The sequence below is a fragment of the Polaromonas sp. genome, assembly GCF_039930745.1.
Taxonomy (GTDB): domain Bacteria; phylum Pseudomonadota; class Gammaproteobacteria; order Burkholderiales; family Burkholderiaceae_C; genus Polaromonas.
In genome coordinates this window covers 23,782-42,145 of sequence record NZ_JBDTTH010000006.1, presented here as the reverse complement: position 1 = coordinate 42,145, position 18,364 = coordinate 23,782, and the positions used below count along the sequence as shown (strand labels likewise).

The following is an 18,364-nucleotide window of genomic DNA, read 5'->3' as shown; positions in this document are numbered from 1 at the left end:
CAAGAAGGAGTTGGCATGGAACCCATCCAGAATGCTGCGGTGTACATCGTGGATGACGACGCCAGCGTGCGCGAGGCGCTGGCCTGGCTGCTGCGTTCCCGACGCCTGAACAGTGAGACCTTTGCCAGCGCCGAAGCATTTGACGCGCGGATATCGGGCGCCTTTGACGTCACTTCGCCTTCATGCGCCTTGCTGGATGTGCGCATGAGCGGCCTGAGTGGCCTGGCCATGTTTGAAAAGCTGATTGGCTACGGCCTGCTGCCGACGCTTCCGGTGATTTTTCTGACCGGCCATGCCGACGTGCCGACCGCGGTCGATGCCGTCAAGCGCGGGGCTTTCGATTTTTGCGAAAAACCCTTTTCCGACAACGTGCTGGTGGACCGCATCGAGCAGGCGCTGGCGCGGTCTGCGGCGGCGCTGGCCCTGCGCAGCGAACATACCAGCCTGCAGACCCGGCTGGACGGTCTGACCGAGCGCGAGCGCGGCGTGATGCGGCTGGTGGTGGAGGGGCTGCCGAACAAGCTGGTGGCCGACCAGCTGGACATCAGCGTGCGGACGGTGGAAGTTCACCGGGCCCGAGTTTTTGACAAAATGCGGGTAAAGTCGGCGGTGGAGCTGGCCAACCTGCTCCGTAATTTATAGCGAATCTCCCGGCTTCCGGGGATCGGCTTCGCGCTGGAGGTCTTCCTTGATCTCGCCCTTGCTGCGGCCGGAGAACATCGTCCACCAGACAATGAAGACCAGAATGAGCAAGGCCCCCAGGGCTTCGAGTAAAAGTAAGGCCATGACTGTTTTTCCCCGGATAACACCGACCCTTGCCATTATCGCCACCGCGCTGGTTCTCGTGTCCTGCGCGACGCCGCGGGCGCCCATGCCAGTGCCACCCGGGCCTGCCAGCGCCAGTGTGCCCGTGCGCCCCGAGGCGGCGGCCCAGGCGCCTGCCGTGATGCGTGGCAAGAGCCGCTGGGTGCCGGTGGCCTGGAGCGAACTGCCGGGGTTTGAAAGCGATGCCCTGTTTGAGGCCTGGAATGCCTGGCTCAAAAGCTGCGAGCGGCCCGGCCCGGCGTTTGCGCCCTTGTGCGGCGAGGTGCGACGCTTGAGCATTGCCACCGGGGACGAGCAGCGCGCCTGGATGACCCGCCGGCTACAGCCTTACCGCGTCGAAACGCTGCAGGGCCAGGCCGACGGTTTGCTCACGAGTTATTACGAGCCCCTGTTCAAGGCCAGCCGGCAGCCCGGCAATGGGTATGCAGTGCCGCTGTACCAGCCGCCGGCGGGCTTGGGCGGGCGCAAGCCCTGGTACACGCGCCAGGAAATCGAGACGCTGCCGGAGGCGCAGGCGGCGCTGAGGGGGCGGGAAATCGCCTGGCTGGCCGACCCTGTCGATGCCATGTCGCTGCATATCCAGGGTTCGGGCCGGCTGGCTGTCACCGAAGCCGACGGGGTGCAGCGTACCGTGCGCGTGGCCTTCGCGGGCTCCAACGAACAGCCCTTCCGCAGCATCACCCAATGGCTGGTCGATCAGGGCCAGGGCCGTATGGCCGCTCCCTGGACGGAGTCGACCAAGACCTGGGCGGCACAAAACCCGCAACGCGTATCACAGCTGCTCTGGAGCAATCCGCGCTACATCTTTTTCCGCGAAGAAGCTTTGACCGAGATGGACGCTGCCTTCGGACCGCGTGGCGCCCAAGGCGTGCCCCTGACGCCGGGCCGCTCGATTGCCGTGGACCGGGAGAGCATTCCCTACGGCACCCCGGTCTGGCTCGCCTCGCGCGGGGCGGCGGCAGACCTGCAAAAACTGGTGATCGCGCAGGATACGGGCAGCGCCATCATCGGCGCCGTGCGGGCCGACTATTTTGCCGGCACCGGCCCGCAGGCTGGTGAACTCGCCAGCCGGGTGAACCAGCCTTTGCGGCTGTGGGTGTTGTGGCCCAAATGATCATGGCGTCCCAAAACCGGTTGTTTCCCTTGCTGGTTTTGGTCGCGATGCTGTCGGCTTGTGCCTCCTCAGGTACGGGCGCTGCGGTGACCCGTTACCGCTGTGAACACGGCGTTGACTTCAGTGTGCGGTTTGTGGATGACAGCGCGCTGATCGAGAGTTCGCGCGAGTCAGACGTGCTTTTTCGCGATGCCGGTGGTCAGGGTCCTTCGCAGCCGGTCTATGGCAACACACGCATGCGGGCTGAATTTGGCCTGGGGCCAGGCGGGCGCGAGGCGGTGCTGCATTACCCCCAGCTACCGCTGAAGGCGCGTTGCGTGCGGGACTAAAGAGGAGGAGCCGTTCAGGCCTTCCTTGCTTGTGCAGCAGGCGGCTAGCGCAAGGAAACCCGCAATTGCACCGTCAACGCCGACCGGTTTGCTGACTGCGTATTGTTGAACGGGGTGGAACTGTTGCCTGCAGCGGCTTCATCCGACTCGGCCACCGTCATCCATTCGTTGAGAGGCACCACCAGGGTGGTCACCACCCGGGAATCGGTGGGCGGAGACATCGCGTTGCGCGTGTTTTGCACAGCGGCCAGTTCCAGCTCGGCACTGTCGCCACCCCGCCAGAGCGGCATGGCAGAAAAACCGCTGCCCGCGCTGACCAGCACGGTTCCGCTCCCATAACGCACCACGCCGTCTTGCACAAAGCTGTGCAGCAGCCGCAGGGGGACACTGTTGCCCAGCATGATGTTCGCGCTGCGGCCATTGAGTACCAGCAGTCGCTGGGTCAGGTGGTTCGAGTCATTGCGCTGGTCGTTTTGCGCAGTGATATTGACGTGTGCGCCGGACTGGCCGGGCTGCAGCCGCACATTGCCCGAGGCGCCCAGGGCGTTCTGCGACTGGCTGCTATCACGTAGTTGCCGCACTTCGATTTGCAGATTGCGCAGCGGCAGGGCGGCTGGATTTGCTATTAAATCAGGAGCTGTTTGCGCCCGCACAGCAAGGGCTAGAGCCATAAAAGGCACTGAAAACAAGGCGAGAACAGCTTTGCGGCGATGAATGGCCATAAAGAAGATCTTACGTGGCCTTGCCCGACAGGTGGCCCAGTGGAAGCACGCTGCTGGCCTTGATTTCGCCGAGTGAAAAACTCGTATGCATGTCTTTGACATTTGGCAGGTTCAGCAGGCTTTTCAACGCAAAGCGCGAAAAACTGTCCAGGTCTCTCGCTACTACCTGCAGCTCGAAGGTCCCGGTGCCACTGATGTAGTGGCAGGCAATGATCTCCGGCAGTTTGCGGATGGCTTCTTCCATCGCGCTGGTCGCGTCGCCGGTGTTTCGGTCTGCATCCAGGCGCACAAAAGCCAATACGCCCAAGCCAATCTTGTGGCGATCAATTTCCGCGCGGTAGCCCTTGATGAAACCCCCCTCTTCCAACGCCCGCACGCGCCGCCAGCACGGGGCGGCACTCAGCCCGACGCGAGCGCTGAGTTCGGCATTGCTCAGACGCCCATCGGTTTGCAATTCATTCAGGATGGCAAGGTCAAACTTGTCGAGTGTTTCCATAAGTGCCTATTTTAAGCAAGAATCTTTCTCGTAACAGGCTAAACAGGGCATAAAAAGCAAAGACTTATCAGCGCATCGAGCCTACACTTTCCCTAATATAGAGGCATCACCCTACCCGGGTGTGAGCCTTTTTTCTTCGCCCACAAGGCGGTGTCAGCCCCACGATTGGAGACAAGATGAACGCGCCCCTACCCGAACACATTCGCAAGGCTCTCGAGACCGTTACGCTGGACGACAAATACAGCCTGGACTACGGTCAGGCTTTCATGAGTGGCGTCCAGGCGCTCGTCAAGCTGCCCATGTTGCAGCGTCAGCGTGATGCCATGCAAGGCAAGAACACGGCGGGTTTTATCAGTGGTTATCGCGGCTCGCCGCTGGGCGGTTATGACCAAGCCTTGTGGAAGGCATCCAGTTACCTGAAGGCGCAAAACATTGTTTTCCAGCCGGGCGTCAATGAAGAGCTGGCCGCCACCGCGCTGTGGGGCACGCAGCAACTCGGCTTCTCACCGCCTGGCACCAACAAGTTCGACGGTGTGTTTGGCATTTGGTATGGCAAGGGCCCGGGCGTGGACCGCTGCTCCGACGTTTTCAAACACGCCAACATGGCTGGCACCACGCCTTGGGGCGGCGTGATTGCGGTGGCCGGTGATGACCATGTGGCCAAAAGCTCGACTGCGGCCCACCAGAGCGACCACATCTTCAAGGCTTGCGGCCTGCCGGTGTTCTTTCCGGCCAATGTGCAGGAAATCCTCGACCTGGGCGTGCACGCGTTTGCGATGAGCCGCTTCTCAGGTGTCTGGGCCGGGATGAAAACCATCCAGGAAATTGTGGAATCCAGCGCCACGGCGATGATTGACCCCGAGCGCGTGCAGATCAAGCTACCGACTGATTTCCAAATGCCGCCGGGCGGCGTGCACATTCGCTGGCCCGATGCGGCACTCGACCAGGAAGCTCGTCTGTTCGACTACAAGTGGTACGCCGCGCTGGCCTACATCCGCGCCAACCGCCTGAATTACAACGTGATTGAGGGCCCGAATGACCGCTTCGGCATCATTGCCAGCGGCAAGGCCTACAACGATACCCGTCAGGCCTTGATCGATCTGGGCCTGGACGACGCGACTTGCCGGCAGCTTGGCATCCGCCTGCACAAGGTGGGTGTGGTGTGGCCGCTGGAAGCACAGGGCACGCGCGAATTTGCGACTGGCCTGCGCGAGATTCTGGTGGTTGAGGAAAAGCGCCAGGTCATCGAATACCAGCTCAAGGAAGAACTCTACAACTGGCGCGCCGACGTGCGGCCTAACATCTACGGCAAGTTCAACGAGGTGGACGGCGACTTCAGCGGTGGCGAATGGTCCATGCCGAACCCGACGGCCAACACGCTGCTGCGTGCCAATGCCGACCTGTCGCCAGCCTTGATTGCCAAGGCGATTGCACAGCGCGTTCGCAAGCTAGGACTGGACAGCGATCTGGCTGCGCGCATCGATACGCAGCTGGCCATCCTGGAAGCCAAAGAGCGTTCCCTGCAGGTGCTGGAAGTCAAGGCTGATCGCCAGCCCTGGTTTTGCTCGGGCTGTCCGCACAACACCTCGACCAAGGTGCCGGAGGGTTCGCGTGCCATGGCCGGTATTGGTTGCCACTTCATGGCCTTGTGGATGGACCGCAGCACATCAGGTTTTACCCAGATGGGTGGCGAAGGCGTGCCCTGGGTGGGCCAGCAACCCTTCACCACCGACCAGCACATCTTTGCCAACCTGGGTGACGGAACCTATTTTCACAGCGGTTCGCTGGCGGTGCGCCAGTCGATTGCTTCGGGCGTGAACATCACCTACAAGATTCTCTACAACGACGCGGTGGCCATGACCGGTGGCCAGCAGATCGGCGAGCGGCCCGAAGGCCTGTCGGTGGTGCAAATTGCCCAGTCCATGCGGGCCGAAGGCGCGGCAAAAATTGTGGTGGTAACCGACGAGCCGGAGAAGTACGAAGGCGTCACCCTGGTCGAAGGCGTGACGGTGCATCACCGCGATGAACTGGATGCCATTCAGCGTCAGTTTCGCGAGATCAAGGGCACGACCGTCATCATTTACGACCAGACCTGCGCTACCGAAAAGCGTCGGCGCCGCAAGCGCGGCAGCATGGTGGATCCGGCCAAACGCGTGGTCATCAACGAGCTGGTCTGTGAGGGCTGCGGTGACTGCAGCGTGCAATCCAACTGCCTGAGCGTCGAACCGCTGGAAACCGAGTTTGGCCGCAAGCGCCAGATCAACCAGTCCACCTGCAACAAGGACATGTCCTGCCTCAAGGGCTTCTGCCCGAGTTTCGTGACGGTTGAAGGCGGCCAGCTCAAGAAGAAGGCCAAAGGCAAGGCCGCTTCGCCCTTTGAGATGGGCGCTTTGCCTGAGCCACAGATTCCTTCGACCCGCGGCGTCAACGGCGATGTCTGGGGCATTGTCGTCGCCGGCGTTGGCGGTACCGGTGTCATTACCATCGGCCAGCTGCTGGGCATGGCCGGCCATATTGAAGGCAAGGGCATCGTGACGCAAGACGCCGGTGGCCTGGCGCAAAAAGGCGGCGCCACCTGGAGCCATGTGCTGATAGGCGCGAGCCAGGACGACATCCGCACGACCCGTGTCAGCATGGCCGGCGCCGATTTGATCATTGGCTGCGATCCCATCGTGGCGGCCGGCAAGGAAACGGTGATGCGCATGCGCGAGGGCCGCACCCACGTGGCACTCAACTCCTACAGCACGCCCACCGCGGCCTTTGTGCACAACGCGAACTGGCAGAACCCGGCCGAAGCATGCGCTGCCGAAATTGTCAAGGCTGTAGGCCTGCCCGGCGTCGGAGCCTTCAACGCCGATGCAGCGTCTACAAAGCTGATGGGCGACAGCATATACACCAACCCGATGATGCTGGGCTATGCCTGGCAAAAGGGGTGGATCCCGCTGGAATACGCTTCCTTGATGCGCGCCATCGAGCTCAACGCCGTGGCGGTGGACAACAACAAGACCGCATTTGAATGGGGGCGGCGTGCCGCGCACGACCTGTCGTCGGTTGAAAAACTGTTTGTTTCCGCCCAGGTCATTGCCATGCCGACGCCGCGCCAGGGCCTGGCGGACTTGGTGGCGCGCCGCGTCGCGTTTCTGACGGATTACCAGAACACGGCTTATGCACGCCGTTATGAGGAATTTGTGAAGCGCGTGCTGGAGGCCGAATCGGCGCTAGGCAAGACGCTGCTGGCGCAGACCGTGGCCAGGTATCTGTTCAAGCTGATGGCCTACAAGGACGAATACGAGGTGGCGCGCCTGCACACCGATCGCAGCTTCCACGACAAGGTGGGAGCGATGTTTGAGGGCGACTTCAAGCTCAATTACCACCTGGCACCCCCGATGATTGCGAAGAAAAATGACAGGGGCGAATTGCAGAAGCAGCAATTTGGTCCCTGGATGCTGACAGCATTCAAGGTGCTGGCCAGGCTGAAGGGGTTGCGCGGTACCGCACTTGACCCGTTCGGGCGCACCGAAGAGCGCAGGATGGAGCGTGCGCTGATCAACCAGTACCTGGCAAGCATGGAGGAGGTGCTGTCTTCGCTGGATGCGGACAACCATGCCGCCGCGGTTGAAATTGCCCGCATCCCGGAGCTTATCAAGGGTTATGGGCATGTGAAGGCACGCAATGCTGAGCTGGCACAGCAGAAATGGACCGAGGCCATGGCGGCATTTCGTCAGCCGGCTGTCGCGGTACGCCAAGCAGCCTGAGGCTAAGCTTCCCAGCATTGGCGCGGGCGATCAGCCCGAAAGCGTCGTTTGACGGGCCGGGGAAGAAGCAGGCGAAAGAGCCCCTGCCCACGCTCAGGTTACAACTGCTTACGCTGCCCGGCCGCATACAATCAGGCTCTCTTTGCCCCCGGCTTGCGCCAGGGGGCGCCCTTCTCTTGTTGTGGAGTCTGCCGTGTTTATTTCTTCCGCGTTTGCACAAACCGCCCCCGCCGCTGCTGCCGAAGGCGGCATGCTGTCGTCGCTCACCAGCATGTTGCCGCTGGTCCTGATGTTTGTGGTCCTGTATTTTGTGATGATTCGTCCGCAGATGAAAAAACAGAAAGAGCATCGCACCATGATTGATGCGCTGGCCAAAGGCGATGAGGTGGTGACCGCGGGCGGACTGCTCGGTACCGTCACCAAGCTGGGCGAGGCCTATCTGAGCCTGGAGCTTGCTACGGGTGTTGAAGTCCAGCTGCAGCGCAGTGCCATCGTTCAGGTATTGCCCAAAGGCAGCATCAGGTCGTAAACGCTTCTCCTGGCCGGCCGGTATGGGCCGGCCTTTTTAACCGCCCCTAGTTTTCCCAGGAACAGCACGCTCATGAATCGTTATCCGGCCTGGAAGTATGCGATCCTTGTCTTTGCGGTATTGATTGCCGCGCTGTACACGCTGCCCAATTTTTTTGGCGAGGCGCCTGCCGTCCAGGTATCCAGCAGCAAAGCCAGCCTCAAAATCGACAGCACGACCGTGGCGCGCATTGAGCAGGTGCTCCGGGAGGCCAACGTCAGGGCCGATGCGGTGACCCTGGATGCCACCTCGGTCAAGGCGCGTTTCGGCGACACGGATGCCCAGCTCAAAGCCAAGGATGCCATCGAAAAAGCCCTGGAGCGCGATCCGGCGGCGTCTTCGTATGTCGTGGCCCTCAACCTGTTGTCGCGGTCACCCGCCTGGCTGACCGCGCTCAATGCCCGGCCCATGTATCTGGGGCTGGACTTGCGCGGTGGGGTGCATTTCATGCTCCAGGTGGACATGCAGGCGGCATTGACAAAAAAGGCGGAGTCACTGGCAGGCGATCTGCGGGTGGGGTTGCGTGAGAAGAACATCCGCCATGGCGGCATCACCCGCAATGGGCAGGCCATTGACATCCGGTTCCGCGACATGGCCACGCTCGACGCCGCTCGCGGGCTGGCGCAGGACCAGTTCCCGGATCTGCAGACTGTGGATGCGCCTGAGGGGACGGAATACAAACTCACTGCACGCATCAAGCCCGAAGCAGCACGCCTGGTGCAGGAGCAGGCGCTCAAGCAGAACATGGTCACGCTGCACAACCGTATCAATGAACTCGGTGTTGCCGAGCCGGTGATCCAGCAGCAGGGGCTGGACCGCATCGTGGTGCAGTTGCCCGGTGTTCAGGACACCGCCAAGGCGAAAGACATTCTGGGGCGCACGGCGACGCTGGAGATGCGGCTGGTTGATGAAAGTGCCGAGGGCCGCGCTGCCGAGAGCGGCTCCAGTGCTGTTCCTTTTGGTTCGGAGCGCTTTCTTGAGCGTGACGGGCGGCCCGTGATTGTCAAAAAGCAGGTGATCCTGACCGGCGAAAGCCTGACGGATGCCCAGCCAGGGTTTGATTCGCAGAGCCAGCAGCCCAAGGTAGATTTGACCGTGGATGCCAAGGGCGGGCGGATCATGCGTGACGTGAGCCGGGAAAACGTCAAGAAGCGCATGGCGATTGTGCTGTTTGAAAAAGGCGTGGGCGAGGTACTGACGGCGCCGGTGATCCAGAGCGAACTTGGCAACCGTTTCCAGATTTCCGGCTCCATGAGCGTGACAGAAGCCAATGACCTAGCGCTGCTGCTGCGCGCCGGGTCGCTGGCGGCGCCCATGGAGATCATTGAGGAGCGCACCATAGGCCCGACGCTGGGGGCCGAAAATATTTCCAAGGGCTTCCACAGTGTCGCCTGGGGTTTTATGGTCATCGTGGCCTGCATGGCTGTGTACTACATGCTGTTTGGCCTGTTTTCGGGGCTTGCACTCGCCGTCAATCTACTGCTGCTGGTGGCGATTCTGTCCATGCTGCAGGCGACACTGACCCTGCCGGGCATGGCGGCCATGGCGCTAGCGCTGGGCATGGCGATTGACTCCAACGTGCTGATCAATGAACGGGTACGTGAAGAGCTGCGCAATGGTGCGGCGCCGCAGGCCGCCATCAACACTGGTTATGAGCGCGCCTGGGCCACCATCCTGGACTCGAACATCACCACCCTGATCGCCGGACTGGCTTTGCTGGCTTTCGGCTCGGGCCCTGTACGGGGCTTTGCGGTGGTGCACGTCATCGGCATTCTGACCAGCATGTTCTCGGCAGTGTTTTTCTCACGCGGACTGGTCAATCTTTGGTATGGTCGGCAGAAAAAACTCAAATCAGTCTCCATTGGCACCGTCTGGCGGCCGCCAGGAGATGCCGGTTTGCCTGCCAGGACGGGCAAATCCGCCGCCACGGTCAACTAGCCACAGAATAACGAGAAGAGAACGCCATGGAGTTTTTCAAGATCCGTAAGGACATCCCGTTCATGCGGCATGCCCTGGTCTTCAATGTGATTTCGTTCACGACCTTTGTGCTGGCCGTCGTTTTCCTGTTTTCACGCGGTCTGCACCTGTCGGTGGAGTTCACCGGCGGCACGGTGATGGAAGTGAGTTACTCGCAAGCGGCGAACGTTGAAAAAGTGCGGGGTGCCGTGGCCGGCCTGGGTTTTACCGATGTCCAGGTGCAGAATTTCGGGACCGCGCGCGAGGTGATGATCCGGTTGCCTGCGCAAAAAGGGGTAACGACGGCCCAGCAGAGTGAGAGGGTCATGGCCGCCCTGAAAACCGACGACCCCCAGGTCACCTTGCGACGGACCGAGTTTGTCGGCCCCCAGGTTGGCGAAGAACTGGCACAGGATGGCCTCAAGGCGCTGGCAATGGTGGTTGTCGGCATCATGATTTACCTGGCTTTTCGCTTTGAATGGAAATATGCGGTGGCTGCCATCATTGCCAATTTGCATGACGTCGTGATCATCCTCGGGTTTTTTGCCTTTTTCCAGTGGGAGTTTTCGCTCTCCGTGCTGGCGGCGGTGCTGGCCGTTCTGGGCTATTCGGTCAACGAGTCGGTGGTGATCTTTGACCGTATCCGGGAGAATTTCCGCCGCTACCGCAAGATGAGCACTGTGCAGATCATCGACAACGCGATCACCTCCACCATCAGCCGGACCATCATCACGCACGGGTCCACACAGATCATGGTTTTGTCGATGTTGCTGTTCGGCGGGCCGACGCTGTTTTATTTTGCGTTGGCCCTGACCATTGGTATCCTGTTTGGCATCTATTCGTCGGTCTTTGTGGCTGCGGCCATTGCAATGTGGCTGGGCATCAAACGCGAAGACCTGGTTAAACCAATGGGCAAAAAGGATGAAGACCCCAACGATCCGAATGCCGGAGCAACGGTTTAGGAAAGTCGCAACAAGACAATACCTTCGTGGCCGCAAACACCAAAAGAGATCTACTTCTTGCCAGGCAGGCCCGTGAACGGTTTGTGGGGCATGCAACGCGTATTCTTCCGGAGCTGGCCAGCGGCATTCGCGTCAAGCTGTCCGGCCTGATGGAGCAAAGCGGCAATGCCCGCGATATGCAGGCCAGGCGTGACGCCTGGTTGGCATTTCAAGACAATGAAGCAGTCTGGGTCAACGCCACCATTGACGCCTGGAAAAAAGCGCTGACCCCGCCAACCGCCTCGGTCCGTATGGCGGCGGACACAGGGAAATTCGAGCTGATGGGCAACGAGGTGATGGAAAACAAGATCCTCGCCTCACGCTTGGCTTTGCGCCTGTTGGACAGCGCCAGCTGGGAACTCAACGATCTTCGTCTGCGCATCCAGAGCCTGGAGGGGGTCCCCGAACTTGCGAAGGAAGATATTCTTCGACCCGAAGTCCTTTCGCAGAACCTGGTGGAGCAGTGGACGCTGGCACCCTTGTCGCGCGAATCGTGGCTGATGGTGCAGGACCTGATCCAGCAGCAATTGACCGCGCATCTGCTCGATGCCTACCGTGCGGCCAACGAGTTCCTGATCAAGGAAAACGTGATGGTGGACATTGACCTGCGGGGCCTTGTCAAACGCACGCCTTCTACCGAAAACTCTCCATCGGCGGGCAGCAAATCCAAGGCAACGGGGGGGCGCGCCGCGCCAGCGACGGGGCATGTTTCCGGCGCGGGCTCATCGGGTGCAGGGTTTCCAGCCGGAGCGGGTGACAGAAGCAGAAGCCGCGGTGCCGAAGGCGGGGCAGGTGGTGGACGTTCAAGCTCAGGAGCCGGCGCGGCGAAAGGCCCGGGCACTGGTTCGGGTACTGGCGCAAGCCGCAGCAGTTCGCCAGGAGCCAACGCGGGCTCCTCGGATTCTGCTGCGGAAAGAGCCGCGATCCACGACGAAACACGCATGCAAACCGGGACCTCGCCTCTGGCGCGGGCACGCATGCGGGCACAGGGGGTGATGGGCCACCTCAAACGCCTGCTGTCGGACCATGCCGTTGATTTTGACCACACCCATGCCAACCAGCCCTCGCCGCAACTGGCGCAGGCCTTGTCAAAGGTGCAGCCCCGGACAGCTGTTGCCGGCAATGCTTATGAAGGCACCCTGGTGGAGGCGCCCGACCAGATCTATGGCTCCGCCGACGTGGAGCAGGCGGCAGGCGCCTTGCGCCAGCGCAGCAGTGATCTCAAGCAGGCGGCCAGCACCTCCAGTGAAAAAGCCATCATCGAGATCGTGGCACTGATGTTCCAGAGCATTCTGACCGAAGACCGCATTCCGCCTGCCGTCCGGGTGTGGTTCGCCCGGCTGCAGATGCCGGTACTGCGCGTGGCGATTTCCGAACCCGAATTTTTTGGTTCCCTGCAGCATCCCGCGCGCCGGCTGATCGACCGCATGGGCTCCTGTGTGCTGGGCTTTGATGCGACCGTGTCGGGCGGCGCCCTCGAAGTTGAAATCAAGCGCATCGTGCAGGTCATCGAGCAATACCCGGAGACGGGCAGGCGTGTGTTCCAGCTCGTGTACGACGAGTTCCAGAAATTCCTCTCGAAGTTCCTGTCGGGGCAAGGCAGCGCAGCCCGCGTGGTGAGCGTGGCCCAGCAGATGGAGCAGAAGGAAACCATGGCCATCCAGTACACCATTGAGATGCGCAGCATGCTCAATGACATGCCGGTACGCGAGGAGATCCGCGGATTCCTGTTCAAGATCTGGGCTGAAGTGTTGGCCATTGCGGCCATGAAAAATGGCCCCCAGCACAAGGACACCATCACGCTCAAGCAGGCGGCGGCTGATCTCGTCTGGGCAGCAAGTGCCAAGCCCAACCGCAACGACAGGGCGCGCGTGATTGCCGATTTGCCCAAATTGCTGCACCTGCTGCGCCTGGGCATGTCGATGCTGGGCATGACCTTGCCGGTGCAGGATCAGCATCTCAAAATCATCAGTGATACGCTGGCAGACGCCTTCATGTCCAAGACCGATGCCATCTCCCTGGAGCGCATCGAAGAGATGTCCAGGCGGCTGGCGAATCTGGAGGACTACCTGTCGGACGAGGATGTCGGTGACCTGCCGCTGGACACCGAAAACCTGGTCATGATGATAGGCATAGATGCCTCGGACCTCGAAGTCATTGCCGATGGCGGCAGCCAGCCCAGCGAAGCCATGCGCTCCTGGGCGCAGGAACTGCAGCTGGGTGCCTGGTTCAGCCTGGACCACAACGGCCAGGTCAGCCATGTGCAGTTCGCCTGGCGCAGCGAGCGCAAGCAACTGCACCTGTTTGCGTCAACCGACGGCCGCAATTTCCTGATCCAGGCGCGCCGCCTGGCGGCTTATCTGCAGGCTGGTCTGTTGGTGCCGACCGAAGAGGAAGCGCTTACCGTGCGTGCGACCCGCGAGGCGCTGGCCAAGCTCGATGCCAATCCGGAGCGCTTGCTCGGCTAGCCGTAACGGCGGTGGGGGTCTTCTTCTTCGCCAGCCGGGGCCGCGGATCTGGCTCCGCCAGTCCGCAGGCGCAGCACCCCCTCGGGGGGCAGAGAGCTACACGAAGTGAGCGAACGTGGGGGCTCTAATGAGCCACGCGGAATTCGGTGTCGTCGCAGAGTTCGTCCAGAACCAGGGCCTCCGGTTCTTCGCCAAAGCTCCAGTACACCATCAGGACAATGATTTTCAGGTCATCCAGCGCCAGAGGGTCACCGGGAGCTGCCATGGCCCGGTCAATGACAATTTCCCGCATGTGGGGTGGCAGCACACCGGAAGCTTCGAGGAAGCTGACGAAACCCAGCGCCTGTGCTCCCAGATGGTCCTGTTCTGCCACGGAGTAGACGCGCAGGCTGCCGGCCGACTGCGTCACAAAGCCGGGCGGCGTGTTGACCAACGCAAGCTCAGGGGCATTCACGGCGGACCCGTCGGGCAGGCCGACTTGGGTGTTTTGCGCGGCAATATTCAGGCCATTGAGCCAGACCAGCGCCGCTTGAATTTCCTCAGCCTCAAAGCCGACTGCGGTGAGCTTGCGGCTCAGCTGGTGCAGCTCGGGGCAGGCGTCGCCTTGCCAGTAATTCTCGTATACGTACACCAGTACTTCAAACATGGGTCCAATATAACGCAGTTGAGGGCGGCGTTGACTCGGTATGCCGATGGCCCTTTGTGCGGTGTGCGCCGGGGGGCTAAGTTGTCGCCATCCGCTGAAACAGCCCGCCCTGCAGCCGCGCCACCTCGCCGGCCATTTCCAGAGACAGCAGACGAGCCTGTAACTCTGCCGTCGCCAGCCCGGTGCGTGCCTGCAACGCGTCCAGGCTGACCGGTTCGAAGCCCATCGCGGCGAACAGAGGGTCTTCGGGCGCTTGTTCTTCCTCATCGTTGCTGGCGGGCAAGAGCGCTGAAACATACGGCAAATGCAACTCTTCCAGTACGTCCTGGGCGGACTCCACCAGCTTGGCACCTTGTTTGATGAGCGCATGGCAGCCACGTGATTGCGGGGAATGGATGGAACCCGGAATGGCGAATACCTCCTTGCCCTGTTCGGCCGCCAGGCGTGCGGTGATCAGCGAGCCCGACTTGAGCGCCGCTTCGACGACCAGTGTGCCCTGCGACAGCCCGGAGATCAGCCGGTTGCGTTTGGGGAAGTTGGCGGTCAACGGCGGCGTGCCCAAGGGGAACTCGCTGATGATGAGCCCTTGCTGCGCAATGCGATGAGCCAGCGCCAGATGTTGCTTCGGATAGACCCTGTCTAGTCCGGTGCCCACCACGGCAATGGTGCTTCCCCCGCCGAGCAGGGCGCCGTCGTGGGCTGCGCCGTCCACGCCGAGGGCGAGTCCTGACACCACGCAGAGGCCAGCTTCGCCAAATACTTTGGCAAATTGCCGGGCATTGCTTTCACCCTGCGGTGTCGGGTTCCGGCTTCCCACGATGCCCAGGCAAACTGCTCTGTTATTTGTAGCTGGTGGCGCCCATGGATTAAGGGCTCCGAGCATATAAAGCATGGACGGCGGGTCTTCGATGTCGAGCAACGCCGACGGGTAGCCGGCATCGCCCAGTGTCACCACGCGTCGGTTGTCCGCGCCTTGCAGCCAGTCCAGTGTTGCTTGCAGTTGGGCAGCCAGCGCGGCTGGTTCTGTTTGCAGGGCATCGACCAGACGATCCGAGCCAAACTGGCGTAGCGTGCCGGCATCCTGTTCAAAAATGGCTTGCGCTGAACCAAAGGCGGCCAGCAACTGGCGGGCACCCGTATTACCGATACCCGGTGTCAGGGACAGGCGCAGCCAAGCACCGAGTTCAGTGGCATCCACAGGGATGGCCAGTTTCAGGCCGCGGCGAAAGAAAAGAGGCGGGTCATGCAGAAGGAGAAGGTCTGCACGGGTTGCCGACGGGCTTCAGTTCGGATTCGTGAAGCGGTCACCAACTTTCACGCCTTCGCTGACTTCCAGGACCAGGGCATAAGACAGCTTGTCGAAGGCGCGGAAAACGATCAACAAGCCGTTGCGCTCATTGGGCAACCTGATCTGAGTCCGGGCGGAGTCTGTGCGATCAGTGATTTGCTCTCCGCTTCGCAAAATGGCCATCACGTAGCCCCGTTCTATCCCGTCCCGCAGGCCGCGGTTGATGACCACCACCTGGTTGCCAGACGCATAACGCACCGCACTGCCATAAATGGAGACAATCTGGCCGTCCATCGGAAGCACGGGTGCGCGCGGTGCATAGCTCAGCAGTTCGCGCGGTGGCTCCGGTACCAGCCGGTCACCGACGCGTATTTCTTCCTTGGCTACCAAAATATCAATGGTCGCAGGAATAATTTCACTGGACACCTTGCCATCTTTGTCGGTAACCCTGCCGATGGATTCACCGCGAACCAGTTCGGCCTTGCCGAGAAACTGGGCCTCGTAGCCGAGGATTTCGCCGGTGGCCGGGTCTTTGAGCGGTGTGGCATTGCGGAAAACGCGGTAGTCCAGCGGTTCGCCCTTGGCCGTACTCAGGGGTGTGCCGCTGTCCTTGCTGGTGTAGACACCTCGGGCATAAGCGCGGTCACCACGGCTGAGCAAGACGCGACCTTCCTGCGCGGCCACAATGCGCGGCGCCGCCAGAAAAGCGGCTTCATCCACGATCAGGGCTTCCGAGAGAAAAGGCTCGATGGCTTGTGGCGACAGCGTGGGAACCGCTGCGTCGGCCAGTGATTCGTAACGCGTGCGCGGCGATACCCGCACGGTCCCTGGCTGGCCATCGCCTTCGCCTGATCGGCGGGCCCGCAATGTGGCACGGCCGTTGGATTTGTCCAGATAAAGCTGCTGTCCCGGGTAAATGCGGTGTGGATTGCGGATGTCGTCCAGGTTCATGCCCCACAACTCGGGCCAGCGCCATGGGGTTTTCAGGAACATGCCTGAGATGGCCCACAAAGTGTCGCCACGCTTGACGGTGTATTCGTCGGGGGCATTGGGTGCCAGATCGCTCAGCGGCACCCCGGTTTGGGCCACCTGGTTCGCGGTGGCTTTCTGGCCGGCCGTGATCGGGAAGTTTTGCGCCTGCAAGCCCGTTGCGGATGCCAGCAGGGCGGCGGCTATTGAAATCTGGGTGAACCGACCAAAAATATGTTGCATCTTGAAGGCCCTTGGGGCTTGCACGGCCTTGGAGCCCTAAGGCCGTGTGCCGAGTTTGTAACTTGATAAATCACTAGCGATTTTGTACTTAAGCCCTTGATTAGGCAACGAATATGCGATTTGGCGGCAACCAGAACACTGAAAATTAGCGAAAATTAGCGAAAATAGCGACATCTGATTGCCTGCCACCATGACTCAACTGACCATTCTTCGTTACCCGGACCCGCGCCTGCATACCGTGGCCCGGCCTATTGCGGCTGTGGACACCCGTATCCGCAGCCTTGTCGCCGACATGCTGGAAACCATGTACGCGGCAGAAGGTATTGGCTTGGCCGCCAGCCAGGTGAATGTGCACGAACGCCTTGTGGTCATCGATGTCAGCGAAGGCAGGGACCAGCCGCTGGTGCTGATCAACCCCGAAATTGTCTGGGCCAGCCCGGAAACCCAGGTCAACGACGAAGGTTGCCTGTCGGTACCCGGTGTTTACGATGGCGTACAGCGGGCCAGCGCCGTCCGCGTGAAAGCGCTGGATCTGGAGGGGCGGGCGCAGATCCATAGCGCCGAAGGCCTGTTATCGGTATGTATCCAGCACGAGATGGATCATTTGCTGGGCAAGGTGTTTGTTGAATACCTTTCTCCGCTGAAACGCAATCGCATCAGGACCAAGATGCTCAAGCAGCAGAAGGAGGTGGGTTAGCCCCCACGTTCGCGCACTGCGTGTCGCTCTCTGCACCTTGCAGGCCGCCGCTCGCCGGAGGCTTCGCTTCTGGCGCCTGTCCAAACCTGCTCAAGCAGGTTCGGAGCCGCAGGCACCAGCCCCGAGGGGGCGCTGCGCCTGCGGACTGGCAAAGCCAGATCCGCGGCCCTTGCTGGTATGAAGAGAATGCCCGAGGGGGCGCATTCACCGCTAAGCAGTTGATTGAAAATTAGGTGGCCACTCTGGTAGCAGCCGGTACTCGGCGAAAATGCGTCAATGCGTGTCATTTTTGCCGGTACCCCCGAATTTGCCAGTGTGGCCCTTGCGCAGCTTCATGCTGCCGGTTTTGCAATTCCCCTTGTCCTGACCCAGCCGGACCGGCCGGCCGGCCGTGGCATGAAACTGCACGCCTCCAGTGTCAAACAGTTTGCCCTGGAAAAGCATATTCCTGTGGGCCAGCCGCGCAGCCTGCGTCTCGACGGTAAATACCCGGAGGATGCCGGTGTTGCGCGTTTGGCCATTGAGGCGGCGCAGGCGGACGCCATGGTGGTTGCTGCTTATGGCCTGATCCTGCCCCAGTGGGTGCTGGACACGCCCCGGCTGGGCTGCTTCAATATTCATGCTTCCGTGTTGCCGCGCTGGCGCGGGGCGGCGCCGATTCATCGCGCCATCGCGGCTGGGGACACCGAAACAGGCATCACCATCATGCAGATGGATGCCGGCCTGGACACAGGCGACATGCTGCGGGTTGAAAAACTGGCCGTCCAGCCGGTCGACACCACGGCGACCTTGCATGACAAGCTGGCTGCGCTGGGTGGCCGTTTGATGGTCGAGACCCTGGAGCTTGCGGCCTGCGGCGGTCTCCAGCCAGTGCGGCAACCCGACCAAGGCATCACCTATGCCCACAAGATCGAAAAACATGAAGCGGTGATCGACTGGACACAGAGCGCGGCCGTGATCGAACGGCGCGTCCGTGCCTTCAACCCTTTCCCCGGCGCCGCCGGCCTGCTGGCGGGCGAGCCCGTCAAATTCTGGCTCGCTACCGTGCTGCCGGGGTGCGCGGTGCCTGAAGGTGCCCTGCCTGGGCAAGTACTGGCCGCTGGCCCGCAAGGCGTGGATATTGCCACCGGCGAAGGTGTGCTGCGTGCCGTCCGGCTGCAAAAACCGGGGGGTAAAACACTGGAGGTGGCTGAGTTCCTGCGCGGGTTTGCCCTGCAGACCGGCATGGTTTTTCAAGGCAGCCCGGGGAAGGCTGCTTGACCGCGGCGCTGCTGCGGCATCCGGAAT

General features: G+C 61.4%; 16 protein-coding genes. 10 read left to right on the top strand and 6 right to left on the bottom strand.

Translation table 11 applies throughout. From position 1 onward, the window contains the following. Window positions 1-15: 15 nt before the first annotated feature. Complete coding sequence (locus ABI660_RS03810; protein WP_348065116.1) at window positions 16-642, top strand: response regulator; 627 nt, start codon at window positions 16-18, stop codon at window positions 640-642. On the opposite strand, the gene ABI660_RS03805 is transcribed toward ABI660_RS03810, so the two are convergent. After that, window positions 637-786, bottom strand: coding sequence for a hypothetical protein (locus ABI660_RS03805; RefSeq protein WP_348065114.1), 150 nt, complete (start codon window positions 784-786; stop codon window positions 637-639). The two genes, ABI660_RS03810 and ABI660_RS03805, sit on opposite strands and share 6 nt — an antisense overlap. On the opposite strand from ABI660_RS03805, the gene ABI660_RS03800 reads away from it, so the two are divergent. Further along, window positions 734-1,939 (top strand): MltA domain-containing protein, encoded by a 1,206-nt coding sequence (locus ABI660_RS03800; protein WP_348065112.1) that lies wholly within the window; start codon window positions 734-736, stop codon window positions 1,937-1,939. The two genes, ABI660_RS03805 and ABI660_RS03800, sit on opposite strands and share 53 nt — an antisense overlap. A 2-nt stretch (window positions 1,940-1,941) precedes the next feature. Then, window positions 1,942-2,268, top strand: coding sequence for a hypothetical protein (locus ABI660_RS03795; protein WP_348065110.1), 327 nt, complete (start codon window positions 1,942-1,944; stop codon window positions 2,266-2,268). A 44-nt stretch (window positions 2,269-2,312) separates the two neighbouring features. On the opposite strand, the gene ABI660_RS03790 is transcribed toward ABI660_RS03795, so the two are convergent. Next, window positions 2,313-2,939, bottom strand: coding sequence for a hypothetical protein (locus ABI660_RS03790; RefSeq protein WP_348065108.1), 627 nt, complete (start codon window positions 2,937-2,939; stop codon window positions 2,313-2,315). 61 nt (window positions 2,940-3,000) lie between these two features. Further along, on the bottom strand, window positions 3,001-3,486 hold the full coding sequence (locus ABI660_RS03785) for an Lrp/AsnC family transcriptional regulator (protein WP_348065106.1): 486 nt from the start codon (window positions 3,484-3,486) through the stop codon (window positions 3,001-3,003). A gap of 176 nt (window positions 3,487-3,662) precedes the next feature. Between ABI660_RS03785 and ABI660_RS03780 the strand changes: the two genes are divergently transcribed. From ABI660_RS03780 to ABI660_RS03760, 5 genes are all read left to right on the top strand, one after another. After that, the gene (locus ABI660_RS03780) at window positions 3,663-7,241 is read left to right on the top strand and encodes an indolepyruvate ferredoxin oxidoreductase family protein (RefSeq protein ID WP_348065104.1); all 3,579 of its coding nucleotides are present in this window, start codon (window positions 3,663-3,665) and stop codon (window positions 7,239-7,241) included. A 193-nt stretch (window positions 7,242-7,434) separates the two neighbouring features. Beyond that, window positions 7,435-7,770, top strand: a complete 336-nt coding sequence (yajC, locus tag ABI660_RS03775) for a preprotein translocase subunit YajC (RefSeq protein WP_348065102.1) — start codon at window positions 7,435-7,437, stop codon at window positions 7,768-7,770. A gap of 72 nt (window positions 7,771-7,842) precedes the next feature. Further along, the gene (gene secD / locus ABI660_RS03770) at window positions 7,843-9,747 is read left to right on the top strand and encodes a protein translocase subunit SecD (protein ID WP_348065100.1); all 1,905 of its coding nucleotides are present in this window, start codon (window positions 7,843-7,845) and stop codon (window positions 9,745-9,747) included. Between the two features lie 26 nt (window positions 9,748-9,773). Beyond that, entirely contained in the window at window positions 9,774-10,727 is a 954-nt protein-coding gene (gene secF, locus ABI660_RS03765) for a protein translocase subunit SecF (protein WP_348065098.1), read from the top strand. A 26-nt stretch (window positions 10,728-10,753) separates the two neighbouring features. After that, entirely contained in the window at window positions 10,754-13,234 is a 2,481-nt protein-coding gene (locus tag ABI660_RS03760) for a DUF1631 family protein (protein WP_348065096.1), read from the top strand. Between the two features lie 124 nt (window positions 13,235-13,358). Here ABI660_RS03760 and ABI660_RS03755 read toward each other — a convergent pair whose 3' ends face one another. From ABI660_RS03755 to ABI660_RS03745, 3 genes are all read right to left on the bottom strand, one after another. Then, a complete protein-coding gene (locus ABI660_RS03755; protein WP_348065094.1) occupies window positions 13,359-13,880 on the bottom strand; it encodes a DUF494 domain-containing protein in 522 nt (173 codons plus the stop codon). 76 nt (window positions 13,881-13,956) lie between these two features. Then, window positions 13,957-15,078: a DNA-processing protein DprA gene (dprA, locus tag ABI660_RS03750; protein WP_348065092.1), complete on the bottom strand. Its 1,122-nt coding sequence runs from the start codon at window positions 15,076-15,078 to the stop codon at window positions 13,957-13,959. A gap of 84 nt (window positions 15,079-15,162) precedes the next feature. Next, entirely contained in the window at window positions 15,163-16,380 is a 1,218-nt protein-coding gene (locus tag ABI660_RS03745; protein WP_348065090.1) for a LysM peptidoglycan-binding domain-containing protein, read from the bottom strand. 190 nt (window positions 16,381-16,570) lie between these two features. On the opposite strand from ABI660_RS03745, the gene def reads away from it, so the two are divergent. Both def and fmt read left to right on the top strand, forming a co-directional pair. After that, window positions 16,571-17,077: a peptide deformylase gene (def, locus tag ABI660_RS03740; protein WP_348065088.1), complete on the top strand. Its 507-nt coding sequence runs from the start codon at window positions 16,571-16,573 to the stop codon at window positions 17,075-17,077. A gap of 276 nt (window positions 17,078-17,353) precedes the next feature. Beyond that, a complete protein-coding gene (gene fmt, locus ABI660_RS03735; protein ID WP_348065086.1) occupies window positions 17,354-18,337 on the top strand; it encodes a methionyl-tRNA formyltransferase in 984 nt (327 codons plus the stop codon). The last annotated feature ends 27 nt before the right edge of the window (window positions 18,338-18,364 follow it).

What these genes read in the sequence shown, in the direction of transcription:
- ABI660_RS03810 (WP_348065116.1), top strand. Translation starts at nt 16, where the DNA reads ATGGAACCCATCCAGAATGCTGCGGTGTACATCGTGGATGACGACGCC.
- ABI660_RS03800 (WP_348065112.1), top strand. Translation starts at nt 734, where the DNA reads ATGAAGACCAGAATGAGCAAGGCCCCCAGGGCTTCGAGTAAAAGTAAG.
- ABI660_RS03805 (WP_348065114.1), bottom strand. Translation starts at nt 786, where the DNA reads ATGGCCTTACTTTTACTCGAAGCCCTGGGGGCCTTGCTCATTCTGGTC.
- ABI660_RS03795 (WP_348065110.1), top strand. Translation starts at nt 1,942, where the DNA reads ATGGCGTCCCAAAACCGGTTGTTTCCCTTGCTGGTTTTGGTCGCGATG.
- ABI660_RS03790 (WP_348065108.1), bottom strand. Translation starts at nt 2,939, where the DNA reads ATGGCTCTAGCCCTTGCTGTGCGGGCGCAAACAGCTCCTGATTTAATA.
- ABI660_RS03785 (WP_348065106.1), bottom strand. Translation starts at nt 3,486, where the DNA reads ATGGAAACACTCGACAAGTTTGACCTTGCCATCCTGAATGAATTGCAA.
- ABI660_RS03780 (WP_348065104.1), top strand. Translation starts at nt 3,663, where the DNA reads ATGAACGCGCCCCTACCCGAACACATTCGCAAGGCTCTCGAGACCGTT.
- secD (WP_348065100.1), top strand. Translation starts at nt 7,843, where the DNA reads ATGAATCGTTATCCGGCCTGGAAGTATGCGATCCTTGTCTTTGCGGTA.
- secF (WP_348065098.1), top strand. Translation starts at nt 9,774, where the DNA reads ATGGAGTTTTTCAAGATCCGTAAGGACATCCCGTTCATGCGGCATGCC.
- ABI660_RS03755 (WP_348065094.1), bottom strand. Translation starts at nt 13,880, where the DNA reads ATGTTTGAAGTACTGGTGTACGTATACGAGAATTACTGGCAAGGCGAC.
- ABI660_RS03745 (WP_348065090.1), bottom strand. Translation starts at nt 16,380, where the DNA reads ATGCAACATATTTTTGGTCGGTTCACCCAGATTTCAATAGCCGCCGCC.
- def (WP_348065088.1), top strand. Translation starts at nt 16,571, where the DNA reads ATGACTCAACTGACCATTCTTCGTTACCCGGACCCGCGCCTGCATACC.
- fmt (WP_348065086.1), top strand. Translation starts at nt 17,354, where the DNA reads ATGCGTGTCATTTTTGCCGGTACCCCCGAATTTGCCAGTGTGGCCCTT.